Raw genomic sequence first — 24,737 nt, forward strand, 5'->3', positions numbered from 1 at the left:
GTTACTTCCCGCGCGTTGCATCAAGCAATTCAGTCAGCCCGGGGCGAACCGCGTGCCCCAGACCGGACCGTGCGCTTTCAATAATGAGGGCTTGGGGGTGCCCATGGAGGTTGGCCATGATCACCTGCTTTACAGCGTGGAAGATCATCTCGTCTTGCACGAGCACTTGTTTGAGCCGAGAGGCCATCGGTCCGACAATTCCATATGCCAGAAAGACGCCCAAGAAGGTTCCTACGAGCGCGGCCCCGATCATTCCCCCAAGAACCGAGGGCGGCTCATCAATGGAGCCCATGGTTTTCACGATTCCCAGCACGGCCGCTACAATGCCCAGAGCCGGCAATGCGTCAGCGAGATTTTGAAGTGCGTGCTGGGCTTCGTGCTGCTCATGAAAGTGCGTCTTCAGGGCATTGTCGATCACGTCCTCTACCGCATGCGGCGACAAGGTGCCCGACGAGACCACCATCAGCGTCAAAGTATCCGCGATGACAGCTACAAGAGGCTTGTTAGCCAACAGCTTTGGATACTCTGCAAAAAGAGATGAATTCTGCGGATCTTGGACGTGCGCCTCGACAGCGACGGGTCCTTCGGAACGCCACAGCTTCATCAGTCGACTGGTCAACGAGATGGCATCAATATGGTCCTGCTTGTCATGCGAGGGACCTTTAAAAATCTTCTTGAACGCGGCCCCCACACCTTTCAGCTCGTGGCTCGAGTTCCCGATCAGCAAGGCGCCAAGTGCGGCGCCGCCAATGATCATTAGTTCCAATGGCATGGCGGCAAAAACCGGTCCGAGTGCTCCGCCAGCCAGAACGAAGCCACCGAACACCATTACAAGCAGAACTATGATACCGATGATGGGAAGCACGGTGAAATCCTATTTCAAGAAGCTGATCAACGCAGACGGTTGAAAAGGGTAAGGCTGGAAAGACGCACGAAGCTTGCCTGGCTTGCTTCGAGGACGGTCATGAGGCTCTGCAAATTGGACACGGCCGTGGCCAGATCCACTCCGCCAACCTGATTCTCTCGCTCGGCGATGCTGTTAAGCGTCGATTGCCGCTGCTCCCCGACCACGCCGATTAGCCCCAATTTCGCCCCGACATCGGTCTGCGCAACGGTCACTTTTTCGAGTGCGGCACCAAATGCCTCGGTTGCGTCCCGAGCCCCAGCAGCTGCTGCAGCCGGATCCGCCCGTATCTGGGCAACGAGATTTTCGATCACGGCGAATAGGTCCGTCGCGGATCCGGCATGGGAGAACTGAACAATGTTCTGGCCGACAATGCCACGCGAGACATTTACATCCGGACTGATTTCGACTTCCGAGGATGTCTGAGTGCCCGAATAGCTGACAACATTCCCGACCTTCTCGAAGGCCATGCCCGTTGTGGTACCACCGAAGAGGGCGTGGCCTGCAGTATCGCGGCTGTTCGCCACCGTCAGAAGGCTTTCGCGAAGCGACTCCAACTCAACCGCAATAATCAATCGATCTTGCTCGCTGGCTGTGCCATTCGCCGCGCTGACCGCCAATTCGCGCGCGCGGATTACCAAATTCGCCATCTCGCCGAGAGCGTCATCTGCAAGTTGCAAGTCTGAAGCCACGAGATCGGCGTTGCGTTGATCGACGCCCGCAAGGCGCTTCTGCCGATCAAGTGAACGCAGCTGAGCCGCCCCGACCGGATCATCCGACGAACGCTCGATACGCTCTCCTGTGGCGATCTGCCCTTGGAGCTTCTCGGCCGATTCTCGTAGTTTCGCCAGTTGGCCGGTCGCCCGGGCGTAGAAGTCATTAGTACTGAGATTAATCATCGTTCATCCGATCCCCAGCAGAGTGTCGAAAATCTCGGTCGCAGTCTGCATGGCCCTGGCGGAAGCTTCGAAAGCCTGCTGGAAACGAACGAGATTTGCGGCCTCTTGCTCGAGGTCCACGCCGGCCTGCAGCTGGAGAGCGGCCCGCGCCGCGTTCGAGACAGCTCCTACTGCCTGGACCGTCACGTCTTGTTTGACGACCTTAGTGGAGACGTCGAAGAGATGCTGGTTCGACGCCTGTGCTATCCCCTTTTGCGAAAGAGAGGCCCGCAGATTGTCTAGGTTGGACGTATCTCGGCTCATCGGGCTCGCGCCCGCTGGCGCTGTCGCTAGTTTGTCGGCTCCGGTAATAACGACCGACATCGTTCCTGCGGTGCTGCCACCAAATAGCGGGCTGCCCGGCGCGCCGGAGAGATCCGATCCAGCCGATTGGCTGGCATTGACAAGCTGGCGCAGGTTATCTGCCTGCTGGTCGAGCCTGACAAAAGCATCACCGATCTCCAATTGCGTCTGTCGCAGCCCATCGATTGCGCCTGAGCGGAGATTCGTGTTCGCGCCGTTCACCTGGAACGTAGCGACGCCACTAGCATCGGCCGCCCAGGTGAAGGTCCCGACACGAGTACCCGAGACCAGCGCCGAGGACCGATCGTCACCAATCTGCACTTTGACCGTGCCATTGCTTTCAAAGCTGACAGCAATATCGGCACGCTCGTTGAGTTGGCTCAGGAGAAGGTCCCGCTGATCTAACAGGTGGGCACGGCCCGAGCTTTCTAAGCCAGCTCGCGCAATTTTCTCGTTCAACTTAGCAAGGGAGCCCGCAAACTGATTAACTTCATCAACGGCGTATGAAATGCGTTCGGCGGCCGCGACCGACTGCGCGCCCAATTCACCCGACACATGACGGAAGGCATTCGCAACTGTCTCAGCCTTGCCGATCACAGCAATGCGCAAGGCCGTGTTCACAGGATCAGCCTGAAGTGCCTGCAAACTCTCTTCAAACCCGACGATCGCTCCGAACGGGTCTGCGGCTTCAATTGCTCCCTCGATTGCCTTGAGGCCCGAAAGAAGCGTCTTCGCGCCCTCAAATTCACTCGAAGAGCGCCGAGCCTCTGCAGCAAGTAGTGGATCGATGTTTCGTTCAACACCGGCAACTCGCGAGCCAGCAAGCGTCAGGCGGTCTTGGTAGGGGAACCCCGGGCTGGCCGCGACCTCCCTGATGTTGGCTGACCGCCGAACATACCCGTCAGTGTCCGCGTTAGCGATATTCTGAGCAGTCACTTCAAGAGAACTGCGGGCGGCCCGCGTACCGCTATATGCGATCGAAAGTAGATCGGAAGCCATCGCTTATTCCTTTGGTCGCTGAGCTGACAGGTGCGTCTCGAGCCTCTTTGCGAGACCGATCTGGCCAGACTGCGAGGCAAGGTCCGCAAAGACCTTGTCGCGCATCTCCGTGAATGTCTGGAGACCCTCCCCCTCGAACAGGCCGCCGTCGTCGATTGAATTTGCGCGTGCTGTGGCGAGAAGCTGCCGAAGAAAGATAGCCTCGAATTGCTGACTGGCAGCTTTAAGGTCACGCAGCGGGGTCGTGCCAGCCTCGTCGAAGCTCCGTTTAATCGACACACCTTCCGGCGCCCTGAAGGAGACCGGCACCATCAGAGGATCACCATTTCGGCCGTGAGGGACCCGGCTTGCTTCAATGCTTCGAGAATGGCCACAAGGTCAGCCGGGCTGGCCCCCAACTGATTTAGCGCGTCAACGACCTCGGCAAGCGAGGCTCCGCCCTCCATAAGACCGATGCTTCCCATGCCCTGTCCCACGGAGATACTAGAACTCGGCTCGAGCGCAGTTTCGCCATCCGAAAAAGGTTCCGGTTGTACGATGGCCGGATTTTCGTCGATCCGTACGACGAGGCTGCCGTGGCTAATTGCTGCAGGCGCGAGCCTCACGGCACTAGAAATGACAACCGTGCCGGTACGACTATTCACGATGATCTTTGCGGAACTTTCAGCCGGTGCCACCTCGATCATATCGATTGCGGCAATGAGATCTGCACGTTGGTCCGCGCCAGGCGGGAGACGCAGCGCCAATGTCACGCCATCGACTACCTGCGCGACGCCGCTGAACTTTGCATTGATGGCATCACGAACCCGCGAGGCGGTCAGGAAGTCTGCGCGATGCAAGTTCCAATTCAGGATGGGGCTTGCTGCAAAGTCGTTTCCAACTTCCCGCTCGACGCTAGCTCCATCTGAGATCCGCCCAACAGTCGGGACGTTGACAGTCAACTTTGAACCGTCTGCTCCGGAAACCCCCAATCCGCCGACGGCCAAGTTACCCTGAGCCATGGCATAGATCTGACCATCCGCCCCGTATAATGGCGTCAGGATGAGCGCTCCGCCCCGCAAAGACTTTGCCTTACCCATGGTGGAAACGGTCACGTCGATCCGTTGTCCACGCTTAGCATAAGCCGGCAGGTCAGCTGTGATGATGACCGCTGCAGCGTTCTTGAGGGCCGGATTGACGCCTGGCGGGAGCTGCAGGCCTAGACGACCAGACACACCTCGCATCGCCTGGGTTAGATATGCGAAGTTATCATCGCCTGTTCCGTCGAGGCCGACCACGATGCCGTAGCCCGTGAGCTGGTTGCTCCGACTGGTCTCGAAGCTACCAAGATCACGAACCCGTTCCGCTGAAGCGGGTGGAGACCAAAACACGAGCGAAAGAAGGGCCAGGAACCAGAATGGGTTTGCGAGTTTCATCAGAATGGACTCACCACATTGAAGAAGCGAAGGAGCCAGCCTGATCGGCTAGCCTGTTGCACGCTGCCTCGTCCGGAATAAACAATTCGAGCATCCGCCAATCGGGTAGAAGCGATGCGGTTGTCCTGATCAATGTCCGCAAAGCGGACGATACCCGACACCTGGACCCACTCTTCGCCCTGGCTAAGTTGCATCAGCTTTTCCCCTCGGACGAATGCCGTTCCGTTGGGGCGGACCTCTGCGATCGTGACCGTAATGTCGCCCCGCAGCGAACTCGATTGGTCAGCGCTGCCCTGTCCAGTGAACGACGATCCGGAACCAGAATTAAGGGAGTCGGGGTTGAACGAGAACGGCCCCACTGCCGGTGGCGCGACATCGATGCTGCCATCTCGACTGGTCGACGAGCTGGTGGATTTTGAAGAACGGACGCGCTCAACCAAAACAATGGTAAGAAGGTCTCCCACGCGCCGCGCACGCTCACCATGATAGAGCGGAGCATAGCCAGCATCTGCCTGGAAAATAGCACCGTTCGCCGGGCTGGAAGTCGCATAGACAGGCGGCGGAAGAGTTGGCGCATATTCTGCTGACCGCTTAGCGCCGCAGCCACTCACGATTAGCGCCCCCATCGCGGCGCATAGGATGGTCTTACCATTCATCGCTAGAGAACCTGATTGGCATTTCGAAGCATCTCGTCGACCGACGAAATCATCTTCGAGTTGATTTCGTAGGCACGCTGGGCCTCGATCATTTCGACAAGTTCCTCGACGATGCTCACGTTAGACGCTTCGAGCATGCCCTGACGAACCTGTCCCCGCCCGCCTTCACCGCCGGCCCCGAGCTGAACAGGCCCACTAGCGGCCGTTTCACCAAGGAAGTTGTCGCCAAGCGCTTGGAGGCCAGCGGAGTTTGCAAAGCGAGCGACTTGGATTTGTCCAAGTTCAGCCGGCTCGGACTGCCCCGGGATTTGAGCAGTCACGGTACCATCGGTACCGATCGAGATTGTACCAGCATCCTCAGGGATGCTGATGGCGGGCTGCACAGCGTAGCCTTGTTGCGTCACGAGCATTCCCTCGGCCGAGCGAGCAAAGTTGCCAGCGCGCGTATAGGCGAGTTGCCCGCCTGGGAGCTCTACTTGGAAATAGCCGTCGCCATCGAGAGCTAGGTCCAGCCCGTTGTCGGTTGTATCCAACGTGCCTTGGGTGACGATCTGGCTGGTCGACTGAACCGCCACACCGGTACCGAGGTTGATCCCGGTTGCATATGCCGTTTCTCCACTAGAGCGCTGCCCCGCCACGCGCTGATCCTGGTAGGCAAGTGTAGCAAAGTTGGCCCGGTCCTTTTTGAAACCGGTGGTCCCGACGTTCGCGAGGTTGTTGGCAATCACACGCATCCGAGCGTCTTGGGCCTCGAGCCCGGTCCGAGCTACGCGAAGAGCACTACTACTCATCTTCTTTCTCCTTCTTACCCAAGCCGCATCAATTGCGAGCCACTCTCATCGATGTCTCGCGCGGTGTTCATAAGCTTGGCGCGCATGGCGAAGAGGCGCTGGGAGTCGATCATTTCAACCAGGATTTCCGTCGAATTCACGTTCGATTTCTCGAGAAAACCGGGCTTCAGCTCAGCGGCCTCATCCATCGGAAGAACACCACCACCAATCACCCGAAAGAGGCCGTCGATCCCCTTCCCCACCGAGCTGCCTTCCCAGTTTGCCAGCTTGATCTGCGCCACCTCGATGGCGGGCTGACCGGGTTGTGCGGGGTCCAGGATCTCGACCCCCCCTGAAGGGTTGATCGTCACCGTGCCATCGAGCGGCACGGTAATCGGGCCTGCCTGCCCCATCACGGGGTAGCCATCTCCGGTCGAAAGGACACCGCTTGCATCAATCTGCAGGTCACCTCGCCGAGTGTAAGCTTCAGAACCGTCAGGCAGTTGCACACTCAGGAAGCTCTTGCCCGAGAGGGCCACATCGAGGTTGCGTCCGGTCTCGATGATTTCACCCTGGGTAAGGTCCGCCGTCCGGACCTCGCCTTGTTGCATTGACCGCACGTTCAACTGTTCGCCATCGAGCGAAACCGGGCGGCTATCGAATATTTCTCGACGGAAGCCGATCGTCTGGGCGTTTGCTAAATTATTGGCGAGAGCGGTCTGGTGCCGGGTGGACGAACGCATCCCCGAGAGGGCTGAATAGATCAAGCGGTCCATGGTTCAGTCCTAGGTCCGGAGATTGATGACCGTCTGCGACAGCTGCGTGGCCGTATCGATCGCTTTGGCATTGGCCTGGAAATTGCGCTGAGCAGTAATCAGACCAACCAGTTCTTCGGCGAGGTCGACGTTCGAGCGCTCAAGAGCCCCGGAAAGGAGACCGCCGAGGGTGCCGGTTCCCGGCTCCCCGTAGCTCGGGTTGCCCGAAAGGCCGGTGCTTTCCCAATTTGCGGAGCCCACCTGCTTGAGGCCGTTTGGCGCGATGAAATTGGCAAGCGCGACCTTCCCGATGCTATCACCGGTGCCATCAGCATAAGTCGCAACGACATTGCCGTCGTTGTTTACAGTCACACCGACAAAATCGGCGCCAGCTGCGTTGGTCGCTGGGATCTGGGCGTCAGTCGGGGTGGTCGAGAGGGTGTTCCCGCTCACGTCCGTCGGGAAAACCTGGAGGCGATGGCCCGATCCGTCAGTGACGAAGCCAGAGCCATCAATCCGGAACGACCCGTCACGCGTGAACAGCGTATTGGAATTGCTGGGAGAGCGCGTAGTGAAAAAGCCGGGACCGGCAATCGTCAAGTCGAGCGCTGAGCCAGTCTGTTCAATCGGACCGAGCGCAAAATTTTGAGTGATAGCTTCGACGCGGGCACCGATGCCCTTGATCATCTTCGGGTTGCTCAGAGTAGATCCGACGACGATATCGGCGAACTCAGTCCGGCTGCGCTTAAAGCCGTGCGTTTCGCTATTCGCGATGTTGTGCGAGATGACCCCCAGGTCGGTCTGGGCGTTTTTCATGCCATTGAGAGAAGTGTAAAACGACATCGATATTCTCCTAAAATCAGGCTTTTTGCGCGCCGAGAGCGTCGAGTTTCCGAGAAATTTCTTCCAGGGTCGCGTTGGTTTCGGTGGCTGCCGAGAGCGACGAAAACTGTGCCAGCTGCGCGAGCATCTGCTGGTTATCGACCGGCGACAGCGGGTCCTGTTGCTGGAGCTGGGTCGTCAGAAGACGGAGAAAGTCCCCATGACCAAGGCCAGAAAATCCGCGGCCGCTGGTTTGCTGTTCGCCTACTGTCGCCAAGGGTGAGAGTGCAGGAATGCTCATTTCAACCTCATCGTTTCGAGAGTGAGTTGTTTGGCAGTCGAGAGGGCCTCGACCATGTTGCGGTACTGGCGTGACGCTTCGAGCATCTCGACCATTTCAGCTTGCTCATCGACCGCCGCGATCCAGACATTTCCGTCTTCATCAGCCAAAGGATGCGTGGGATCGTGCCGTTGGGTGGGCGCCTCCTCGGAACGCAGGATCGCGTCCACCGACACCGAACTCACACCAGGAAGCTCGCCAAGCTTTTCGGCGAAGACGGGACGCAGTGCCCGATAGGCCTCGTTTTCACTTCCTGCCACGCTACCCGCGTTCGCCAAGTTCGATGCTGCGGCATTCATCCGAACGAGCTGAGCCGACATGGCTCGCTGACCGATTTGAAAGAAGTTCATTGGGTCGCCCACGCTCATTCTCCTCGGATTGCACGAGTGAGGGTTTCGACACGGCCGCGGATGAAATTGAGGGTCGCGCTGTAGGCGACAGCGTTTTCGGAGAAGGCTACCTGCTCCGTCGACATCTCGACGGTGTTGCCGTCGAGGCTGGGCATCACGGGGACGCGATATTCGACGGCATTCGCTGTGGCTTGTTGCGCTTCGTTGCCATCCAGCCGCGAACGCAGCGCCTCCGCAAAATTTATGTCGCGCGCCTTATATCCAGGGGTCCCCGCGTTTGCGATATTCGCGCCGAGAACGGCCATGCGCTGGCTTCTGATTTCAAGCGCTGCCCCATGGACTCCAAAAATTCCATTGCTCATGACAGTCTCCATTGTCTGGGCAGTCATCTGCAAGGCTCGTGCCAATTTTGGCGGCCGCACTTAAAAAGAGGCGGATTTGCCCGTTGCGTCGGTCAGGCGGCTAGATTTTGCCGCCTTCCGGCAATTTGCCGCACCCTTAAGAAGCCGGCAATATGTCCGTCTTCCAAGACATGGATTTGGCTTCACAACTCTTTGCCCGCACAGATCCGGCGGCTGTAGCCCTCGTTTTGGGGGGCACCGTGCTTGCAACCATCCTCCGGTTTGGAATGGAAGGCTTGCGAGACGCACCTTCGTGTCTTCGGAGCATTCGCTTTAGTGAACGCGCCTGGAAGGTGGTTCGAGCCAAGCTGGCTAGCCAGGTACAAATTCTAGAAAGGGACGGGCTTCTGAGAGCCAACGTGCAGTCGGTAGGGGATCGAGAACTCGACGAACTGTTGATTGTGCTGGTCCACAAACGCAGCTTTGACGCGGCAAGAAAGCGGTACGATACGCTTCGAAAGCGGAGACTAGCGCGCGCATCACAGGTTCGCGACATGTTTGCCTATGCGGCAGAAATGGCCCCGGTCTTCGGCTTGGTCGGAACCCTCTTGGCAATGGCTAGGCTCGACGCCGCGCCGAGCAATGGGGTGATGCCCGAGATTCTGGCGAGCGCAGTAAGCACCACTCTCTGCGGCCTAATCGCGGCAAGCCTCTTCTTCACCCCCCTCGGGGCCTTCGCGTACCGCCGCGCTGAAAACGAAGATGCGGCCCGCACTAAGGCGGCCGCGTGGGTTATAGATAGCCTAAGTCGCGCCTCGCCCCCGACCCTCCAAGCAATTAGGCAGGTCGCATAATGATGGCATCCAAAAGCTGGCAAATGGCCCTTACCGACTTCTCGCTGATCCTCTCTCTGACGCTCCTTGCGGGAGCCACCTTCACGCATACAGTTGAGTTTTCCAACGACGAAGCCAGCGAGGCCCCTGCTCAGGCCTTTTTTGATTCCGCCCACACCACTCAGTCGCTGAACGCGTGGCTAGAGGAGCAAGGTGGCGATCCGCGTTTGAGCCTCGACATCGAGCAAAGTTACGCCCCCGGCGAGGCCAACGAGGCTGCGGACCTCGTCGCAAACGCGATGCTAAACCTACCGGCGGAAGGTCGCGCTATTTCGATCAAGATGATTCCTGACAAGGATACTCGAACTCGCGCATCGCTCAGTTACGACTGCAGCGAAAGAAAACTGGCACACTGTTTGCATAATTGAGGGGAGCAAATTTTAGTATCGGGAGACCGGTGAGTGACCATGACCCCCATTATCGAAGCGGTAGCCCTGTCCGTAACGACATTGGCCCCAACCAATGCGGCGCCTCACGTTGATCTCGCTTCCCTCGAAGCCGAGGTCATTCAGTTCATGGGCGCAGGGATCGGCGAGAGTGGTGGACCACTGAGCCCCATCGACCGACGCCTCCGGCTGACGTCTTGCCCCGTGCCCACAGAGTTTTCCTGGTATGGGCGAGACCGTTCCAGCGTTCTGGTCAGATGTCCGCAGCCGGGCAGCTGGAGACTATTTGTGCCCGTCTCCCGCACTCCTGCATCGGTTGAAAGCGAAGCGCCCGCAATCGAGCGAGGGGACCATATTAGCGTCAGCATTGACGGAAAAGGTTACACCCTCACCCGCAAGGGCCAAGCCCTCGAGAGTGGGAAGGTCGGGGATTGGATCAAAGTGCGGTTTGGGGACCGCAACAGCGAGCCCGTCATGGCGAAAGTCGTGAGAGGCGGGAAAGCCGTAATCCAGCCTTGATCGATCAAGAAGATTGATCGGAAGCCTCGCCTCTATAAAGTTTTGATGAGCGGTCGTTCTACTCAGTGAACCACTTAGGAGATTGTCGATGAAACCCCTCGACAACATTGGAAATGTGTACTCGCTACGCCCGGAAGCTAAGCGCAATTCAGCCGCGCAGGACGCTGAGGCGAAAGCAGGAGTGCATCCGGTGCCAAAGCGGAATCTTTCCTTCACGAGCGTGACACAACTTCCCGAGCAACTCAGTGCCCCTCGCGACGCCAATCGTGTTGAAGAACTGCGCGCAGCGATCGCCAAGGGTGAGTATAAGCTCGATCCTGCGAAGGTCGCAGATGCAATGCTTGAGCTGGACGTCCTTTGGAAGGGCGAAGAATAAAATGTCGGCCGATATTCAAGCCGCCCTCCGGCATATTCTTGCCCTGCTCGACCGAGAGCGGCAAGCTTTTGCCACCCTCGACATTGATCTGATGGCAGCGTGCGTCGATGATAAGGTTTCTTCGTGCGACCTGCTCGAGGGCGCTCAGGCTAACGAGCTAAACGAGGAAACTCTTGAACTCCTTCACGCTGCACGTCGTCAGAACGAGATTAACCGTCGAATGCGCAATATTCTGGCTAGCAATGTCCAAGAGCGCCTGCAGCGGATCACTGGCCGGGACCATAGTTACTCCGTTGGCAGCTCGCCTCAGCCCATGACTGCGGCCTAGAACGACCGATCTCAAAAACTGGCACGCTTATTGCTTATTACTCATCTGGAAAGAGGCCCGATGGCCGATTGAAAGATCGAGTAGGCAATGACTGTCGTAAACGCTGTTGGTCACACCCCTAGAAGCGCTGCCGCCCTCCGGGCCATTGCAGATGCTGCTCGCGCGACTGGCGTAGACTTCGACTATCTCTACGCGCAGGCAAAAATGGAGTCTGGCCTCGACCCCTCTGCAAAGGCCAGCACGTCTAACGCCGCCGGGCTGTTCCAATTCATTCCCTCGACCTGGCAGACCCTCGTGGCTCGTTATGGCAATCGACACGGCTTGTCGTCCGATAGTGGCCAACATCTCTCTGCAAGGTTCAATCCTCATTCCGCAGCGCTGATGGCCGCCGAACTCGCGAACGAAAACGGTTCGCTACTGGAAAAATCGTTCGGTCGGTCGCCGACGGCAACTGAACTATATGTCGCCCACTTCCTCGGAGCGAGCGATGCGCAAACTTTTTTCCACTCTTTGAATGAACACCCCGACCAAAACGCCACGTCGTTGCTCCCCCGCGCGGCGCAAGCCAATCCGGCAATCTTCCTTGAAGCCGGGCGAGAGCGTTCGGTCGGTGAGGTTTTTGAATTAATCGACGGAAGGATGTCGAGGGCGCTCTCGTCCAACGACTTGAAGTTGAAAACGGACTACATTTCGAGTGCCGCGGTACCGTCGCAACATCACTATTCAATTTCCGGTCAGCCGATGAACGTTAGTCGGCTGCCGGGCCTAAGAGTGATGGCACCCTCTCCCGACATTCCATCGATGGCGGCTACGATTTCGCAGACCTTTGGAAGCCAACGCGGAAACGAGACTTCGTCGAGCTTGGTTAAAAAGGCCTATGCAAAGTTTGAGGCATTTGGCTTGTGAGACAGAGCCCTCTCTTCTCCTCCGCCATGCTGCTCCCCGCGGGCATCCTGACGATCATCTTCTTGATGGTCGTTCCAATGCCGGCGATCTTTCTCGATATTTTTTTCGTGGTGAACATCGCGCTTTCTGTCGCCGTGCTCATGGCAGCAATGAATGCCGAGAAGCCGCTCGATTTCTCCGCCTTCCCTACGGTGCTGCTGTTCGCAACGCTGCTGCGGCTGGCTCTAAATGTCGCCTCGACGCGCATTGTCCTTCTTAAGGGACATGAGGGTGAAGCTGCGGCAGGTATGGTCATCGAGGCCTTTGGCGCATTTCTAATCGGCGGCGACTTTGCTGTCGGGCTTTTCGTCTTCCTCATTCTCATGATCATCAATTTGGTGGTGGTCACCAAGGGCGCCGGTCGCGTTTCAGAAGTGTCGGCCCGATTCACCCTCGACGCGCTGCCAGGCAAACAAATGGCGATCGACGCGGATCTTGCGGCCGGTCTCGTCACATCAGAAGAAGCCAAGGCACGGCGCCGCGAAGTAGCCACCGAAGCAGACTTTTACGGCTCGATGGATGGTGCCAGCAAGTTCGTGAAGGGTGACGCTATCGCGGCGCTCTTGATCCTCGCCATCAACGTCATCGCTGGCTTCACGATGGGCATGGCTAGCCATGACCTCACGTTCAGCGAAGCCGGCGAGCGTTATGTAACCCTTGCCGTGGGGGATGCGCTGGTCGCCTCGATCCCCGCTTTGCTGCTTTCGATTGCTGCTGCCGTGATTGTTACCCGCGTGTCGGATAGTCGTAACCTTACGGGCCAAATCGGGGGACAGTTTGCGGACGCTCGTATCTGGCTTCCGGTCGGCCTCATTCTCGGAATCCTCGGCCTGATTCCGGCCATGCCTCAATCGATCTTCCTTCCTATGGCAGGAGCCGCTCTGGGGATCTGGTTCTTACTCGACAAGAAAGCCCGGTCGAAGCCAACCGACGAGAAGCCCGCTGAAGCCGAGCGCGATCCCTCGGAGATCTTGGTAGCCGACATTTCCGAGACCGCTCTCGTCACAGTGGAGCTCGGTTTCGGCCTCGTGCATCTGGCCGATCAGAAGAAAGGTGCTCCGCTCGCTTCCCGTCTAACTGGGCTTCGCAAGCAGCTCTGTGCCCAGCTGGGGTTCGTGATCCCCCAGTTCCGTATCAGGGACACCTTTGACTTGGGGCCGAGTGATTACCGGATTACCCTTGGCGGGGTTGCCCTTGGCCAAGCGCAGCTACGCGCAAACAGGCTCCTAGCCATCAATACGGGCGAGGCCGCCAACGATCATGGCATTCCAGGGGAGCCGACCACGGATCCAAGTTTCAATTGCCCTGCGCTCTGGATCGACCCATCGCAGCGTGACAGTGCAGTTGCTGAAGGGTTCCTAGTTGTCGATGCCGAGACTGTTCTCAGCACTCATCTGAAGGAACTGATCGCCGAGCGCCCCGCCGCGCTCCTGGGGCCAGACCAAGTTCGCGAATTGCTCGATGAAATTCGAGTTCGGAACGAGCATCTGGTCGACACTCTCACTCCGGCCCCGCTGACATTGGCGGCGCTCACGCATGTCCTGCGCGATCTTCTTTCGGATGGCTTCACCCTCGCCCATCCGTTGCCGATCTTGATGAGCCTTTCGCAAGCAGCTCAAAAGACTACAGATCATGTTACGCTGATCGACCTGGTCCGCGCTGACCTGGGCTCCATGCTGGTGGGGCAAATCTGCGGCCCATACGAAAAGCTCCCCGTGATCACGCTCGCTGCAGAGCTGGAACGCATGGTTGCCGAGGGACCGCGAGACCCGGCTAACGGAAAATTGCTTCTCGCGCCGGAATTGGCGGGAGCCATCGGCGATGAAATCGCGGAGATCGTCGCGAGCCGGGATGCAGCTCACCCCTCCCCTGCGTTGATTGTGCAGCCCGCCGTGCGGCGCGCCCTCGCCGAACTACTCAAACTTCGCTGCCCTCAAGGTCGCGTAATCTCGATCAACGAGTTGCCTCAAAGCCAACCGATCGATGTCATCGCCGTGGTTGGACAGCAAAACGAGGTGCAGACGCCTCCCATGATCGCAGCGCCTCAAACACCTGCAAACGAGCCCAGTACCCGGAAGGAAGTGGTATGACCTTCTCTTACACCCGCTTTGCCGCCGCACGCGCCTATCAGGACGATGCCGGTGAGAAGGTTGCCCGGTACCTCCCACTGGTACGAAAGTATGCTTGGCAGTTTAGTTCTTCAGCATCGTCCAGTTTCGACATGGATGATCTGATGCAGGCCGGACTGGTGGCTCTGACCGAATGCGTGCAACGGCACTCAAATGACAGCGAGGATGGTTTCGCGGCATACGTAAAAATGCGGGTCCGAGGAGCCATGGTCGACCTGATGCGAGCCTCCTCGACGATCAGCCGGACGACACGATCCCGGTCCAAAGCTCTTTATGAGCACCAAGACCGGCTTCGTCAGGAACTCGGCCGTGAACCCACCTCCCCCGAGCTCAGTAAATCATTGGGTATTTCGCTCGACGAGCTTTTTGAGCTCCGCGCCAATCTCGCCGCAGGACAAGTTGACCCGATCGACGAGAACTATTGCGACACGGATTTACAATTCCAGTCAGATATCGCCGATCCCGAAAGCGAAGTATTGGCCGGGGACGCGAAAGAAGCGCTCACCGAGGCGATCACCGGGCTACCCGAGCGACTGCAACTCGTGGTCCAGCTCTATTTTGTCGAAGAGATGAATTTGAACGAGATCGCAGAGATCCTTGAAGTGAGCGTTCCACGCGTCCACCAGCTCAAGGCAAAGGCTCTCAAGACCCTCCGCGAGCGGTTCGACTGAAGCGGCCTCGCTTTGTCCCACTATCGAACAACCACGTGTTTTTACGGGCCTTGTCTCTTGCCCGTGCCCCGGTTTAGCGACGCGCACAAATAACCGGGGATAGAGAATGGATCATCAAGAGGGGCCTTGGCTGGCACAGGCCAATGAATCGCTTCATGCCGCGACCGAAATTAGCGAATGGCACACGGCATGCTTGGAATTGGCGAACGGATGTCGCCAAGAATCTCAAGGCGACGAGACACGTCAATTTCATCGCTTGTGCGAGCTTGCATCTCAGAGGGAAAGGCTGTTCGGGCCACACCCTTTCGCCATTCAATACCAAGATGACATTCGTGGGATCATTTCCAGCCCGGGAGAGATCGTAAGCTTTTTGCTCAAAAAGCTAGAGAGCTATTCCGGCTACATGATTTCGAAAGCTCTTCATGGCGACGCCCATGTGTCGATTGCGCCAGTAGGCCCGGCAAAGGAAACGCATTTTGCGGCGCCCACCTTAAGCTTGGCGCTTATTGGAGCGTGCGGGCTGATTTTGGGCGAACGGGCGGCCGAACCGGCGGTTTAGGTTCCAGAGGCTTTCCACGCGAGCTTTGCCGCCTGGATCGCATTCTTTGCGCCGACCTTCCCGAGCATATTACCGCGGTGAATTTCCACCGTCCGGTAGCTAATTCCAAGCTGCAGGGCGATTTCCTTGCTCGATAGCCCCTCAGAGATACCCCTCAGCACCTCTCTTTCTCGATTGCTCAAAGAATTGATCCTGGAACGTGCGCTTCCGACGTCTTTCATTTGAGCTAGGTGCGGTTCGCTGATGGACAAAAGTGCCTTCAGAGTCCTCGCAAGCCCTTCGCCGCTAGAGGGCCACGTAACAAAACCCGCCGCGCCCATTCGAATGAGGTCAGAAATCGCCTCGATCGACTGATGGTCAAATAGCACAAAGACGGGAAGAACTTGTTCGTGGGCGGCGGCCTCCTTCAGAGCAGCGACGGCCTCTTCCTCCCCATTGCCGATCAAGATGCAACCCGATTGCGGCCAACAGCCCAGCAACTCCCGGAGATTTTCCAAGGGCTGCGGCACGAGGTCCGAATTAATGAGTGAACGACAGATTTCCGTTCTACGATCGAAACATTGATCGACCACGAACACCTGAGAAATTTTCTGATTGTGGACCATCGATCACCACTTGAGCCAAAAATTTAACCTGACCGAGCAAGATCGATGTAGCAAAATGCCCCTTTAGGATCAATAATTTATGAGATGGTGGCGGAACTTTTTTAACGAGATAAAGCAGCATTAAGCCGTTAAATAAAAATTTAATGCGAGCCGCGGAATTGACGTTACGGAAACCTAGATCCTCGGTTCAGCCTTTAAATTCGATTTGCTGCACCCCGTCAGGATATTTAACGTTGAACCGAACGGGCTGATCGTTCTCGAGCTCAAAAATATGCGCCTGACCGGCGTAGAGTCGTTTGCCCGGCAGAGCGACGCAGTCGTCGCTTCCTTTCACAGCGCATTGCTCACCGCTGAGGATTTCGATGCTCGTGTTTCCATGATTGGAAACATGCAGCTTCCCGTCTTCAAAGTGCCCCTCGACCCGCCGCAAGGGATTTTCCGGGCGCACCAGCACAAGGACGTCATATCCCACCATGATGCGCAGCCCTGTAGCTTCGGGCTCGTCCGGAGCAGAGACCGGCCGCACGAGGACCCGAAAGACTTCTTCGCGCTCTTGGGCTGTGGTGAGAGCGACAATCCGGATAAGTTTACGCTGGCCCGGCTCCAGAATCATTTTGCTAGGTGATGCCAACAAGCCAAGCTCTTCGGGATTGGGGTTTACGATGCGCTCAGCGGATGCGCCAGGGTTAAGGATACGCGCCGGCTCGATCGAAACGAACATGCGCTCCGATCCCTCGTTCGACACTTCAATATCGTCCACCCGACGGCCATCATTAAACTCGACCACGAGCTTTTCGAGGAGGAGTTCGGCTTGGGCCGGCGTTGAAGCGAAGGCGACCAAGGCAGACGCCAAAATGAGGTTGGCGAAGCGCGTCACTCGCATACTAGATCTCCGACGTTCCTAAATGAAAATTGCGTGTCCATGGTGGGGGGCAACGGACAACTGACCGAAGCCTCCGGTCCCACCAAAAGGTTATTACGTCCAACGACATCGATTTGGAAATATCCCTGAGCGTCGGATACGCTTATGTTATCACCACTCCGGATTACCTGGTCCTTAAGCACCTCGCCATCAGCGGACAGCAGACGACCAAAAACCGTCGTAAGCTCGGCGCCTTCAAATTCCAAGGTAACCACGCCACCGGGAAACAGGGTCACCTTTTTCTCCGTTTCCGACAGATGAATTTGCCGACCGCCCCGCGGACGGAGCGAAATCTGATATTCTCGATAAGGCTCCAAAAAGGCAGAAAGCGGGCGACCCGGTTTAAGAATGCCAAAGCTTTGGCCATCGAGATATATCTCGAACTCGGCGTCGTCTGGCGCATTCACGTCTATACTAACGGCCGCGGTAGCGAAGCTACTTCCAGCAAATAGGACAGCTTTGTCCGCAAGCCCGAGAGCCGAGCGGAACGAAGCCGAGTATTGGGTTTGTCCGCTATTGCCGCTCAGATTTTGGAGGATGCCCCCTTGAGCTGCAAATTCCTCTCCAATGAATTCGAACTCTGCACGGCTATCGAAGCCATAGGCTTCCTTCGTGAGCCCCAGCGTGCCTCTCAGATCGCCCGATCCGACCTGCCTCATGTGATCGAGCGCGATGTCCCCGAGGAATCCGCCGGTCTCTTCGAAGGAGCTCGCACCATTCCTGCTGTGTACAAATCGATGACCGCCAGAGGCGCTCAAAGAGGTTCTACCGAACGAACCTATAAAACGAATGCCTACATATGCCGACATTGTGCGGTTCGCTTCGAGCAAGCTTGTTGAAAGCCTCAGCGAGCCAGTTCTTCCGGCATAAATGGGGTAGTCAAATGTCGCCCCGTAAACGACGCTTTTCTCGGTCGACGGAGACGAATAGGCTGAGCCGTGGAGCCTCAAGGCCCCTTTGCCGACCGCTGCACCAAGATTGAAATTCAATTGCGTGAAATTTCCCTGCAGCCTCTGGCGTTGCCTTTCCTCACCCGGAACCAGCGGCACCAAGTCTGCAATGGAAAGGGGAAGAACCCCCTCCCCTAGATCGTTCCGTCGTGCACTGAGATCGACCGAAATTCGCTTGGTCGGTTTGAAATTGACCCTAAGCGAACTTCCGGTCTCGCCGCGAGCGCCCCGCATCATTGTTCCGTTCACACGGAAGGCGTCGCTGATGTAGTAGGCCGAGATCTCACCAAGGGCAGTGCCATCGGCGATTAGAAAACTCGCTCCCCCTGCAAGTGAATTGAGCGGACGATTGATAAGGGAAGCCGTGAGTATTGGCGTATCCAACTGGCCGACGCCCTTGAGGTTGTCTGTCGGCAAACCGGCAAAAATATGAAAGGAATTGCGTCCAACCGGCGGGAGGTCGCGATCCTTAACAAAGAAGCGCTGCTCCTCACGGACCTGCCCTGAAGCCCCGGTAATCGTGAGGACAAGTGTGTAAGCGCCCTGCGGGAAGTTTCTGGTGTCGATCTTTGAGTTACCGACGTCGAGAAACCCAGTCCAAAGAAGGCGTCCACTCTCGAAGACATCGACACGGGATCTCTCTGAGAGCGACACATCCAAAATGCTGCCGAACCGCGTCTCACGATCGACCCGCGTGTCCCATTGCGTTTGCGTACCGACACCCAAGATACGGCGCCGTCCCACCGGGGTGATGGTGGGCGACCAGAACACTCCAGCCTGACTGCGCAAACCCTTGTGGTCGCCCTCGAAGAACGCCTCCTGAAGTACGAAATCATCGGTCGAGGAGACGCCAGCTACCGCGGTCGCCCGGACGTCGCCAAATGAACTTACGAGATCGGTCTGGAAATAATAGTCGAGATCGCCGTCATTACCGGCCACGGACCCGTCGAGGATGGCGGTCACTGAAGCCTTCTCGTGCGAAGGCATCAGGAACGGATCTTCCTGAGACTGAATTAACGCGTTTTCTGCGACAAATGTGTCGAGGCGGAATTTGCCCTCATCCACTATGAAGGCAATGCTGTCGGTGCTCACGAAGCCGCATCGGTCATCCGATAGCCGTGAACAAACCTTGTCAAAATTGCTTTCAAACCAGCCGTGTAATTCGGATCGGAATTCTTCCTGCACCATGGGAAGGAGCGATTTGACAGTGTCAGGGTCCTCAAACCGTATTCTGCTACCCTCGATATAGACCGCTACGGCCCCAAGCGGGCGGCCACGATAATAAATATCAAGGACCACTACTCGAGGGGCATCGAGCTCTTCGAACCCGGGCGGCACCTGGGTTGGCTGGATCGCTTGCGCCTGGTTAGGAATGAGGATGGAAAGGCCGATCAGGCCTGCCGACCGGACTGGCAAACTCATATCTACTCAACTGCGACAACGACGCTCAACGTACCGGAATAGTCTCCGGCCGGAGCGGCTTTCAAGGCCGTGCTGCGCAGGCGAACAATAAGCGACGCTGTAGAGGGAGATGACTTCTTACAATGCTTGTGGTCAGCCTCGCTGAACTGATTTCCCATCGGCACATTTGGTGAGAGCGTCGTGCCGCTCGACACGCCACCAGCCTGAGCCCACTCCACTTCAAACGGAAGATCGGCTCCTGGGCCCGCAAGCGCAAAGGCTCCGTCTCCGGCTGAGCCATAAGCCATCACGCTGTATCGCGAGGTCGAACTGTACACGCACAGATCGAGTGACCGGACGGCATCGATGGCGGGGTTCGAGATCAGCCCAAAATTAAGATCCTGAAAACCGGAAGCTCGCCCCTTATTCTGGGCGTGGGCTGAGCCCTCTGTTACAAAACAAAGGGCCAGGGTGGTCAACGAAATGGTAAGAAACCTCATCATTGTCCGCCCTGGCCCCCATGCAATGCACGTGTTACTTCACGCCAGTGTTTAGTTGGGCGCAACCAGAAGCGTCAACGTCCCCGAGTAAGTTACGCCCGCAGCCATCTTCTGAAGCTCACTGGGAGCAATCGAGATGCCAAGGCTCGCGGACTCATTCGCCATGCCGCCACAGGCCACGTTGTTGGCAGTGCTCGCCAGGCCAGTTTCGACCACACCCGAGGTGAGAGCGGTACCCGACGTCTGCGCCGGAGCGTCGTTGAAAGCAACGGTATAAGCGATGTTGTCGGTGCCATCGGTGATCACGAAGCCATCCGCGGTCCCGGTAGCCGTGATGTTATAGGCACCGCCAGCATTGTTGCTATAAACGCAGACGTTCTGCCACTTATTCGCGGCGACACCCGGCTCGACATCGAGAAGCTCAACATCTTCAAGGCCACGAATGCTGACACGAGCCGGAACGCGCGCACTGACGAGCAGGCTTCCTTCGCTCTGAGCCGCAAATTGGCCCTGGACAGGAGCGGCCATGGCAGCCGACGAAAATCCGGTGGCCGAAAACATGGCCGCCGAGAGCCCCACAAAAGCTTTTTTGAACATCGTTTTCCCCAACGTTGTTTTATATGGAAAACCCTTAATGAAGCAACTGGGGTAAAGATTAGGTAAATCCATCTAATTATCGCCTTCGCGTTAAGCGCAATTAACCGAAGGTGTTATGGCTCTTGGGCCGAGAATGTCGGAAAAGCGCGTTTTATGCAGAGAGGCTCTTCGCGAGGTTGACGCCTGCCAATCCGAGTGCGCGCTGTGAGATCGTTGCCCCTCGCGCACCGGTCCAGCTCTCCTTTTCCCATCCATCGCGCACTAAATCTCAGTGCTCAGTGACCGTCCTTCTCTGCGAAGCCAATTTTACCTCGCAGGAAGCGGCAAACGAGATGCACGAGACAAGCGAAATCAAGAGACTGCTGGCCGTCGTTTTCCTAAGCCATACAATTTACGTTCTCCAAAATTTCAGCCCTTCGCTGCCCACCGCGAAGGCGGCGATCGAGATACGCGCTTCCGTTCGCCCCCCCCGCCCCTCTCCTGACACCCCTCACGAGGTGCGCGAACTGCAAATCCGACGAGGCGCCGCGGTGAGATCGCGTCTTGAAACATTCGACGAGACGCAGATCTTGATCATCGCTCCCGAGTAATATGCGTGTCAGCCGTTGAGGGAATGTCAGGAGCTGTTCGGTTTAGGCGACAGCGATAAGGCGGCTCACTCCGTGCCGTCACGCTCCATCGAAAAGTTAACGCCATTTTAAGGATTTTGAGCGAAGCCTCGGATCGGCCAGTTGAGGATGAGTTAGTGACGACTGAACGCAAAACAGAGAGCATGCAGGTGAAACGTGCGCTCTCTCTGGATTCGTACATTGCGCTCAAGAAGCAGATTCCTCTGCTCTACTTTGTGGCGATCGTGAATCTGCTGGGCATGCAGGTGGTGTCCACGCGTGGTCAGCCGTTCGAACTTCACCCCATTCATGCCGTAACCGCCCTTTTGCTCTGGCGAATGGCGCATTGGCTTTTCCTTGCGCGACCCACGCTTCCAATCGCTCAGATCCGACGGGAACTCCGCAAGACTATCATTTTCTCAGCCATCCTCTCATTCGGCTTTTCGGTATGGGCGCAGAGCCTCATTTCCTCGATGCCCGAGTACACGCTTTACGTCGTGATCTTTGGCTCGCTCGCAGCTGTAGGATGTTCCTATGGGCTGAGCAGCCTGCCTCAAGCCGCAGCAATGCCCCTCGTGATCATGGGTGTACCAATCGCGATTCGGCTCATTGCCTTGCAAGATCCGCTTTACAAAGTCGTCGGTGTGAGCGTGCTGATTGCGCTGATCGCAATCGGGAAACTTTTGCTGGCCCACTACAAGAACCTGCGCCGCGTGGTCTCAACACGCATTTCCGAGCGTCATGAGCGCTCACGCGCAGAGAAAGCCGAGAGCGATGCAAAGAAACTTTCCGAGACTGACTTTTTGACCGGAGCTGCAAACCGCCGAGCCCTTTTCCCCTACTTGGACAAGGCCATCCTCAATATTGGGAAGACGCATAATTGCGTGGTCATCGCGACCATTGACCTCGATGGCTTCAAGCCGATCAATGACACCTACGGTCACGCTGCAGGCGACCAGGTTCTGGTGGCGGTTTCAGCGCGCCTCAGGAATGAGATTGCCGGCTCGCCCTTTGTTGCCCGCATGGGGGGCGACGAGTTCGCCCTCGTCTGGAAGCAAAAGGACATCTTCAATCCCCAACTCGTAGTTGGTGAGCTGGAAGAGCTTATCGCCCAGCCGATCGATTGGAGTGAGAAAGAGCTGACAGTCAAAGCCAGCTGCGGCGTATCGATCATCACGGACAATGCGACGCCGGCCAAGGTCGCTTTGGCCAATGCCGACCAGGCTCTCTACAAGGCGAAGGACGCACCGACCATGAGCTGGTGCATCTTCGATGACGAGATGCGGGCCGAGAGCACCCGAGCCAATCTGATCGAACGTGAACTCTCGAAAGGCGACTTCGAGGAAGAGCTACGCTTGGCTACGCAGGCTATCTGGTCCTGTTCGCGTGAAAAGGTCGTCGCCCGTGAGGCGCATTTGCGCTGGAACAGCCCGAATGCCGGCGAAGTCCGTGCAAAAGAACTGTTCGAGATCGGAGAGAAGCTGGAACTCTCATCCGTGTTCCAGAAACGAGTCGTAGAGTTGGCGGCTGCACTGCCGCTGGAAATTCCGCTTACGTTGAATTTCGATGGCAAGCAGCTGAGCAAACGGTCGGCAGGCTCGCAGCTGCTCAGGGCGTTCTCCGAAAACCGTCTCGATCCCCGTCACGTCGCAATCGAGGTTGCGCATGACACCATTCTTCCCGACCTTGAGCTTTTCAAAGCCGAGATGGCGAAGCTGAGATCTCATGGCTACAAGGTCGCGCTGGATCGCTTTGGCGCCAACGACATATCGCTCGACGTGCTGCGAGAGATGTCGTTCGACATCATCAAATTCGATGGGCGTTGGACTTCGAATATCGTGACGTCCGAATTGGACCGCAAGTTGCTTCACGGCATGGTATCATTCTGCCGCGCAATCCAGGTGGATTGCGTCGCAACCAACGTCGAAAGCCAGGCGCAATTCGAGCTTCTGAAGAGCATCGGCGTAGAGAAGTTTCAAGGCTATCTCATCGACCTGCAGTTCGAGACGCCCGGTGGCCGCGCCTCCCGAAATACGGTCCTCCACGACCCCACCGCATACGCATCCTGAGCGTCTAAGCCACTGTTGAACCGCACCTTTTCGACTGTGCTCAGCAGCGTGGAGGCCAGCGCACGCAAGACCTCTGATCGAATGGAGCGCCCGACAACTGGTCTTATCGCGCGCAATCGGCTTGCTATTTCAATAGCTTAGGGATCGCCGCATCGCCCCGCTTGGGGCGACGCGGCAGGGCGCGAACAGGGAAGTAACAGGGCGCGATCAGGCAAAGAACAGGCGGGCACCTGGCCGGCAGCAGGTCGGCGCGCTGCTCCCACCAGGTCCACTGCCCGGCGACCGCCAATCGAGTTTCGTGCACCCGGGTGCATAATGTGATGAAAATCAGGGGCTAGGCGCGCTGGCGGGTGGCGCGATATGTAGGGGCAGGGAGAAACCGGACGCCCGCCGCGGTTACTGACGGGTCCTCGCGCCGGGTCGCCTGCGTCCCCGGCGCGCCGATGAAAGTCACTCCCATGTCCAACAAACCCCGCTTCGTTTCTCCACCGCTCAACACCGATCCCGACGCCGCTCCCGCGCGCGATGCAAAGGGGCGCTTCAAACCCGGGCACAGCGGCAATCCGCGCGGCCGCCCGCGCGCCGAACCGCGCGACATCCTGCCGCTCGGACCGCAGTTCGCCGCCGCGCTCGCCGAGGAGGTGGAGGTGCGCGAACGCAATGGCAAGAAACGGACGATGACCCGTTACGAAATGGTCGTCGAGCGAATGCTGAGCGGGCTCGAAGATGCCAAGCCCAAGGAGCAACTCGACGCGCTCCTGCGGTTGCGCGATATCGGCGGACTGCCCGAGCCCGTCGACGAGCACACCCGCGGGGCAGAGATGCTGCGCGGAATGATCTACGAATTCCTCAGCACCAAGCCGGGGGCGGGCGACATCGACGCCGACGACGTGGTGGCGAACGATGACGCCGACGCGGGTTGCGCCCCCGATCAAGATCGGGACGGACCGCGCAGCGGCGACGGTGATAAAAGCGGCGATGCACCGGAAGCCGAGCGCTCGATCCGTCGGCGGCGACGCGGCTAGCCGCTCCTCGAGCGCTCGCGTGCGACGCCCTCGGCGGATCAGCCCTGCGCGAGGCCGCGTCGCTGGAGACGACGGGTCACGTCGATGAGGCCGAGCATCATCGCGGTGGCGAGCGTATCGACTGCCCAGTCGGCCAGATCGGGGTGGCGCCCGAGCGCGGGGATGGCCTGGACGAGCTCGATCAGCGCGCCGAAGCCGCTGAGAACGACCAGCAGCGTCACCAGCCCCGCGCGCGGATAGGCGAGCGCGGCGAGCAGCGCGAGCGTGGCAAAGGCAAGGAAGTGCTGGAGCTTGTCGCCAGGGTTACCCGGGAGCGGCGCGGGATGGGGAAGGCTCGCGAACACGACCACCCCGACGAGCGCGGCAACAAAAGCGAGGCGAAAGAGGATGGTCACGATGGGGGGCCGGAAGAGTTAGAAGAAGGTGACGACGGGACGTTGCGAAGCCGCACGCCCGGGCTGGTAATCGGGTCACCGAGAAATTCGACCCCGGCGTGCTCGAGCGCGGCCCCGACCTTGGCGAGCGTACCGCGGCGTGACGGCGGTATTCCCGTTACCGCCTCGAAGCGTTTGACCGTCGTCCAGCTCACCCCGGCCCGCGCGGCGAGCTGGCGCGAGGTCAGCCCCAGGAGTCCCCTTCCCGCGCGGATCTGTGCAGCCGA

General features: G+C 58.0%; 30 protein-coding genes. 12 read left to right on the plus strand and 18 right to left on the minus strand.

Going from position 1 to position 24,737, the window contains the following annotated elements; translation table 11 throughout:
- Window position 1: 1 nt before the first annotated feature.
- Genes motA through flgB form a run of 12 tightly spaced genes read right to left on the minus strand, consistent with a single transcriptional unit; the run spans window position 2 to window position 8,614 of the window.
- Complete coding sequence (gene motA / locus L8951_RS00890) at window positions 2-865, minus strand: flagellar motor stator protein MotA (RefSeq protein WP_244381112.1); 864 nt, start codon at window positions 863-865, stop codon at window positions 2-4.
- A 26-nt stretch (window positions 866-891) separates the two neighbouring features.
- A complete protein-coding gene (gene flgL, locus L8951_RS00895; protein ID WP_244381114.1) occupies window positions 892-1,803 on the minus strand; it encodes a flagellar hook-associated protein FlgL in 912 nt (303 codons plus the stop codon).
- 3 nt (window positions 1,804-1,806) lie between these two features.
- A complete protein-coding gene (flgK, locus tag L8951_RS00900) occupies window positions 1,807-3,144 on the minus strand; it encodes a flagellar hook-associated protein FlgK (RefSeq protein ID WP_244381115.1) in 1,338 nt (445 codons plus the stop codon).
- A gap of 3 nt (window positions 3,145-3,147) precedes the next feature.
- Window positions 3,148-3,456 (minus strand): rod-binding protein, encoded by a 309-nt coding sequence (locus L8951_RS00905; protein WP_244381116.1) that lies wholly within the window; start codon window positions 3,454-3,456, stop codon window positions 3,148-3,150.
- Entirely contained in the window at window positions 3,456-4,559 is a 1,104-nt protein-coding gene (locus L8951_RS00910; RefSeq protein ID WP_244381117.1) for a flagellar basal body P-ring protein FlgI, read from the minus strand. The genes L8951_RS00905 and L8951_RS00910 overlap by 1 nt, the downstream gene beginning before the upstream one ends.
- On the minus strand, window positions 4,559-5,215 hold the full coding sequence (locus tag L8951_RS00915) for a flagellar basal body L-ring protein FlgH (protein ID WP_244381118.1): 657 nt from the start codon (window positions 5,213-5,215) through the stop codon (window positions 4,559-4,561). The genes L8951_RS00910 and L8951_RS00915 overlap by 1 nt, the downstream gene beginning before the upstream one ends.
- 2 nt (window positions 5,216-5,217) lie before the next feature.
- Window positions 5,218-6,006 carry a flagellar basal-body rod protein FlgG gene (flgG, locus tag L8951_RS00920; protein ID WP_244381119.1) on the minus strand — a complete coding sequence of 263 codons (789 nt, stop codon included), beginning with the start codon at window positions 6,004-6,006 and terminating at the stop codon, window positions 5,218-5,220.
- Window positions 6,007-6,020: 14 nt separating this feature from the next.
- Window positions 6,021-6,761, minus strand: coding sequence for a flagellar basal body rod protein FlgF (locus L8951_RS00925; protein WP_244381120.1), 741 nt, complete (start codon window positions 6,759-6,761; stop codon window positions 6,021-6,023).
- A 9-nt stretch (window positions 6,762-6,770) separates the two neighbouring features.
- Complete coding sequence (locus tag L8951_RS00930; protein WP_244381121.1) at window positions 6,771-7,583, minus strand: flagellar hook-basal body complex protein; 813 nt, start codon at window positions 7,581-7,583, stop codon at window positions 6,771-6,773.
- A 16-nt stretch (window positions 7,584-7,599) separates the two neighbouring features.
- Window positions 7,600-7,863: a flagellar hook assembly protein FlgD gene (locus L8951_RS00935; protein WP_244381122.1), complete on the minus strand. Its 264-nt coding sequence runs from the start codon at window positions 7,861-7,863 to the stop codon at window positions 7,600-7,602.
- A complete protein-coding gene (flgC, locus tag L8951_RS00940; protein ID WP_244381123.1) occupies window positions 7,860-8,270 on the minus strand; it encodes a flagellar basal body rod protein FlgC in 411 nt (136 codons plus the stop codon). The genes L8951_RS00935 and flgC overlap by 4 nt, the downstream gene beginning before the upstream one ends.
- Window positions 8,267-8,614 (minus strand): flagellar basal body rod protein FlgB, encoded by a 348-nt coding sequence (gene flgB, locus L8951_RS00945; protein WP_244381124.1) that lies wholly within the window; start codon window positions 8,612-8,614, stop codon window positions 8,267-8,269. The genes flgC and flgB overlap by 4 nt, the downstream gene beginning before the upstream one ends.
- Before the next feature lie 152 nt (window positions 8,615-8,766).
- Here flgB and L8951_RS00950 point away from each other — a divergent pair, with 152 nt between their 5' ends.
- The 9 genes from L8951_RS00950 (at window position 8,767) to L8951_RS00985 (ending at window position 15,399) form a co-directional block, all read left to right on the plus strand.
- Window positions 8,767-9,447, plus strand: coding sequence for a MotA/TolQ/ExbB proton channel family protein (locus L8951_RS00950; RefSeq protein ID WP_244381125.1), 681 nt, complete (start codon window positions 8,767-8,769; stop codon window positions 9,445-9,447).
- Window positions 9,447-9,854: a hypothetical protein gene (locus L8951_RS00955; RefSeq protein WP_244381127.1), complete on the plus strand. Its 408-nt coding sequence runs from the start codon at window positions 9,447-9,449 to the stop codon at window positions 9,852-9,854. Before L8951_RS00950 ends, L8951_RS00955 begins: the two co-directional genes overlap by 1 nt.
- A gap of 147 nt (window positions 9,855-10,001) precedes the next feature.
- Window positions 10,002-10,391 carry a flagella basal body P-ring formation protein FlgA gene (locus tag L8951_RS11675; protein ID WP_425262468.1) on the plus strand — a complete coding sequence of 130 codons (390 nt, stop codon included), beginning with the start codon at window positions 10,002-10,004 and terminating at the stop codon, window positions 10,389-10,391.
- A gap of 88 nt (window positions 10,392-10,479) precedes the next feature.
- On the plus strand, window positions 10,480-10,767 hold the full coding sequence (gene flgM, locus L8951_RS00960; protein WP_244381128.1) for a flagellar biosynthesis anti-sigma factor FlgM: 288 nt from the start codon (window positions 10,480-10,482) through the stop codon (window positions 10,765-10,767).
- A gap of 1 nt (window position 10,768) precedes the next feature.
- On the plus strand, window positions 10,769-11,095 hold the full coding sequence (locus L8951_RS00965; protein ID WP_244381129.1) for a hypothetical protein: 327 nt from the start codon (window positions 10,769-10,771) through the stop codon (window positions 11,093-11,095).
- A gap of 87 nt (window positions 11,096-11,182) precedes the next feature.
- Complete coding sequence (locus tag L8951_RS00970; RefSeq protein ID WP_244381130.1) at window positions 11,183-12,001, plus strand: transglycosylase SLT domain-containing protein; 819 nt, start codon at window positions 11,183-11,185, stop codon at window positions 11,999-12,001.
- A 26-nt stretch (window positions 12,002-12,027) separates the two neighbouring features.
- On the plus strand, window positions 12,028-14,130 hold the full coding sequence (locus L8951_RS00975) for a flagellar biosynthesis protein FlhA (protein ID WP_244381131.1): 2,103 nt from the start codon (window positions 12,028-12,030) through the stop codon (window positions 14,128-14,130).
- Window positions 14,127-14,840 carry a sigma-70 family RNA polymerase sigma factor gene (locus tag L8951_RS00980; RefSeq protein WP_244381132.1) on the plus strand — a complete coding sequence of 238 codons (714 nt, stop codon included), beginning with the start codon at window positions 14,127-14,129 and terminating at the stop codon, window positions 14,838-14,840. The genes L8951_RS00975 and L8951_RS00980 overlap by 4 nt, the downstream gene beginning before the upstream one ends.
- A gap of 106 nt (window positions 14,841-14,946) precedes the next feature.
- Window positions 14,947-15,399, plus strand: a complete 453-nt coding sequence (locus tag L8951_RS00985; RefSeq protein ID WP_244381133.1) for a hypothetical protein — start codon at window positions 14,947-14,949, stop codon at window positions 15,397-15,399.
- Here the strand turns inward: L8951_RS00985 and L8951_RS00990 are convergent.
- The 5 genes from L8951_RS00990 to L8951_RS01010 all read right to left on the minus strand — a co-directional run bounded on the left by L8951_RS00990 (window position 15,396) and on the right by L8951_RS01010 (window position 20,374).
- A complete protein-coding gene (locus L8951_RS00990; RefSeq protein WP_244381134.1) occupies window positions 15,396-16,004 on the minus strand; it encodes a response regulator transcription factor in 609 nt (202 codons plus the stop codon). The two genes, L8951_RS00985 and L8951_RS00990, sit on opposite strands and share 4 nt — an antisense overlap.
- Window positions 16,005-16,191: 187 nt before the next feature.
- Window positions 16,192-16,887, minus strand: coding sequence for a fimbrial biogenesis chaperone (locus L8951_RS00995; protein WP_244381135.1), 696 nt, complete (start codon window positions 16,885-16,887; stop codon window positions 16,192-16,194).
- Complete coding sequence (locus tag L8951_RS01000; RefSeq protein WP_244381136.1) at window positions 16,878-19,298, minus strand: TcfC E-set like domain-containing protein; 2,421 nt, start codon at window positions 19,296-19,298, stop codon at window positions 16,878-16,880. Before L8951_RS01000 ends, L8951_RS00995 begins: the two co-directional genes overlap by 10 nt.
- Before the next feature lie 2 nt (window positions 19,299-19,300).
- Window positions 19,301-19,780 (minus strand): hypothetical protein, encoded by a 480-nt coding sequence (locus tag L8951_RS01005; RefSeq protein WP_244381137.1) that lies wholly within the window; start codon window positions 19,778-19,780, stop codon window positions 19,301-19,303.
- 48 nt (window positions 19,781-19,828) lie between these two features.
- Entirely contained in the window at window positions 19,829-20,374 is a 546-nt protein-coding gene (locus tag L8951_RS01010; RefSeq protein ID WP_244381138.1) for a hypothetical protein, read from the minus strand.
- A 278-nt stretch (window positions 20,375-20,652) separates the two neighbouring features.
- Here L8951_RS01010 and L8951_RS01015 point away from each other — a divergent pair, with 278 nt between their 5' ends.
- The 3 genes from L8951_RS01015 (at window position 20,653) to L8951_RS01025 (ending at window position 24,076) form a co-directional block, all read left to right on the plus strand.
- Complete coding sequence (locus tag L8951_RS01015; protein ID WP_244381139.1) at window positions 20,653-20,964, plus strand: hypothetical protein; 312 nt, start codon at window positions 20,653-20,655, stop codon at window positions 20,962-20,964.
- Window positions 20,965-21,119: 155 nt separating this feature from the next.
- A complete protein-coding gene (locus tag L8951_RS01020) occupies window positions 21,120-23,051 on the plus strand; it encodes an EAL domain-containing protein (protein WP_244381140.1) in 1,932 nt (643 codons plus the stop codon).
- A gap of 350 nt (window positions 23,052-23,401) precedes the next feature.
- Window positions 23,402-24,076, plus strand: coding sequence for a DUF5681 domain-containing protein (locus tag L8951_RS01025; protein WP_244381141.1), 675 nt, complete (start codon window positions 23,402-23,404; stop codon window positions 24,074-24,076).
- Window positions 24,077-24,114: 38 nt separating this feature from the next.
- On the opposite strand, the gene L8951_RS01030 is transcribed toward L8951_RS01025, so the two are convergent.
- Entirely contained in the window at window positions 24,115-24,471 is a 357-nt protein-coding gene (locus L8951_RS01030) for a VanZ family protein (RefSeq protein ID WP_244381142.1), read from the minus strand.
- Window positions 24,472-24,737 lie beyond the last annotated feature (266 nt).

It is taken from the genome of Sphingomicrobium astaxanthinifaciens (assembly GCF_022865105.1).
GTDB lineage: Bacteria > Pseudomonadota > Alphaproteobacteria > Sphingomonadales > Sphingomonadaceae > Sphingomicrobium > Sphingomicrobium astaxanthinifaciens.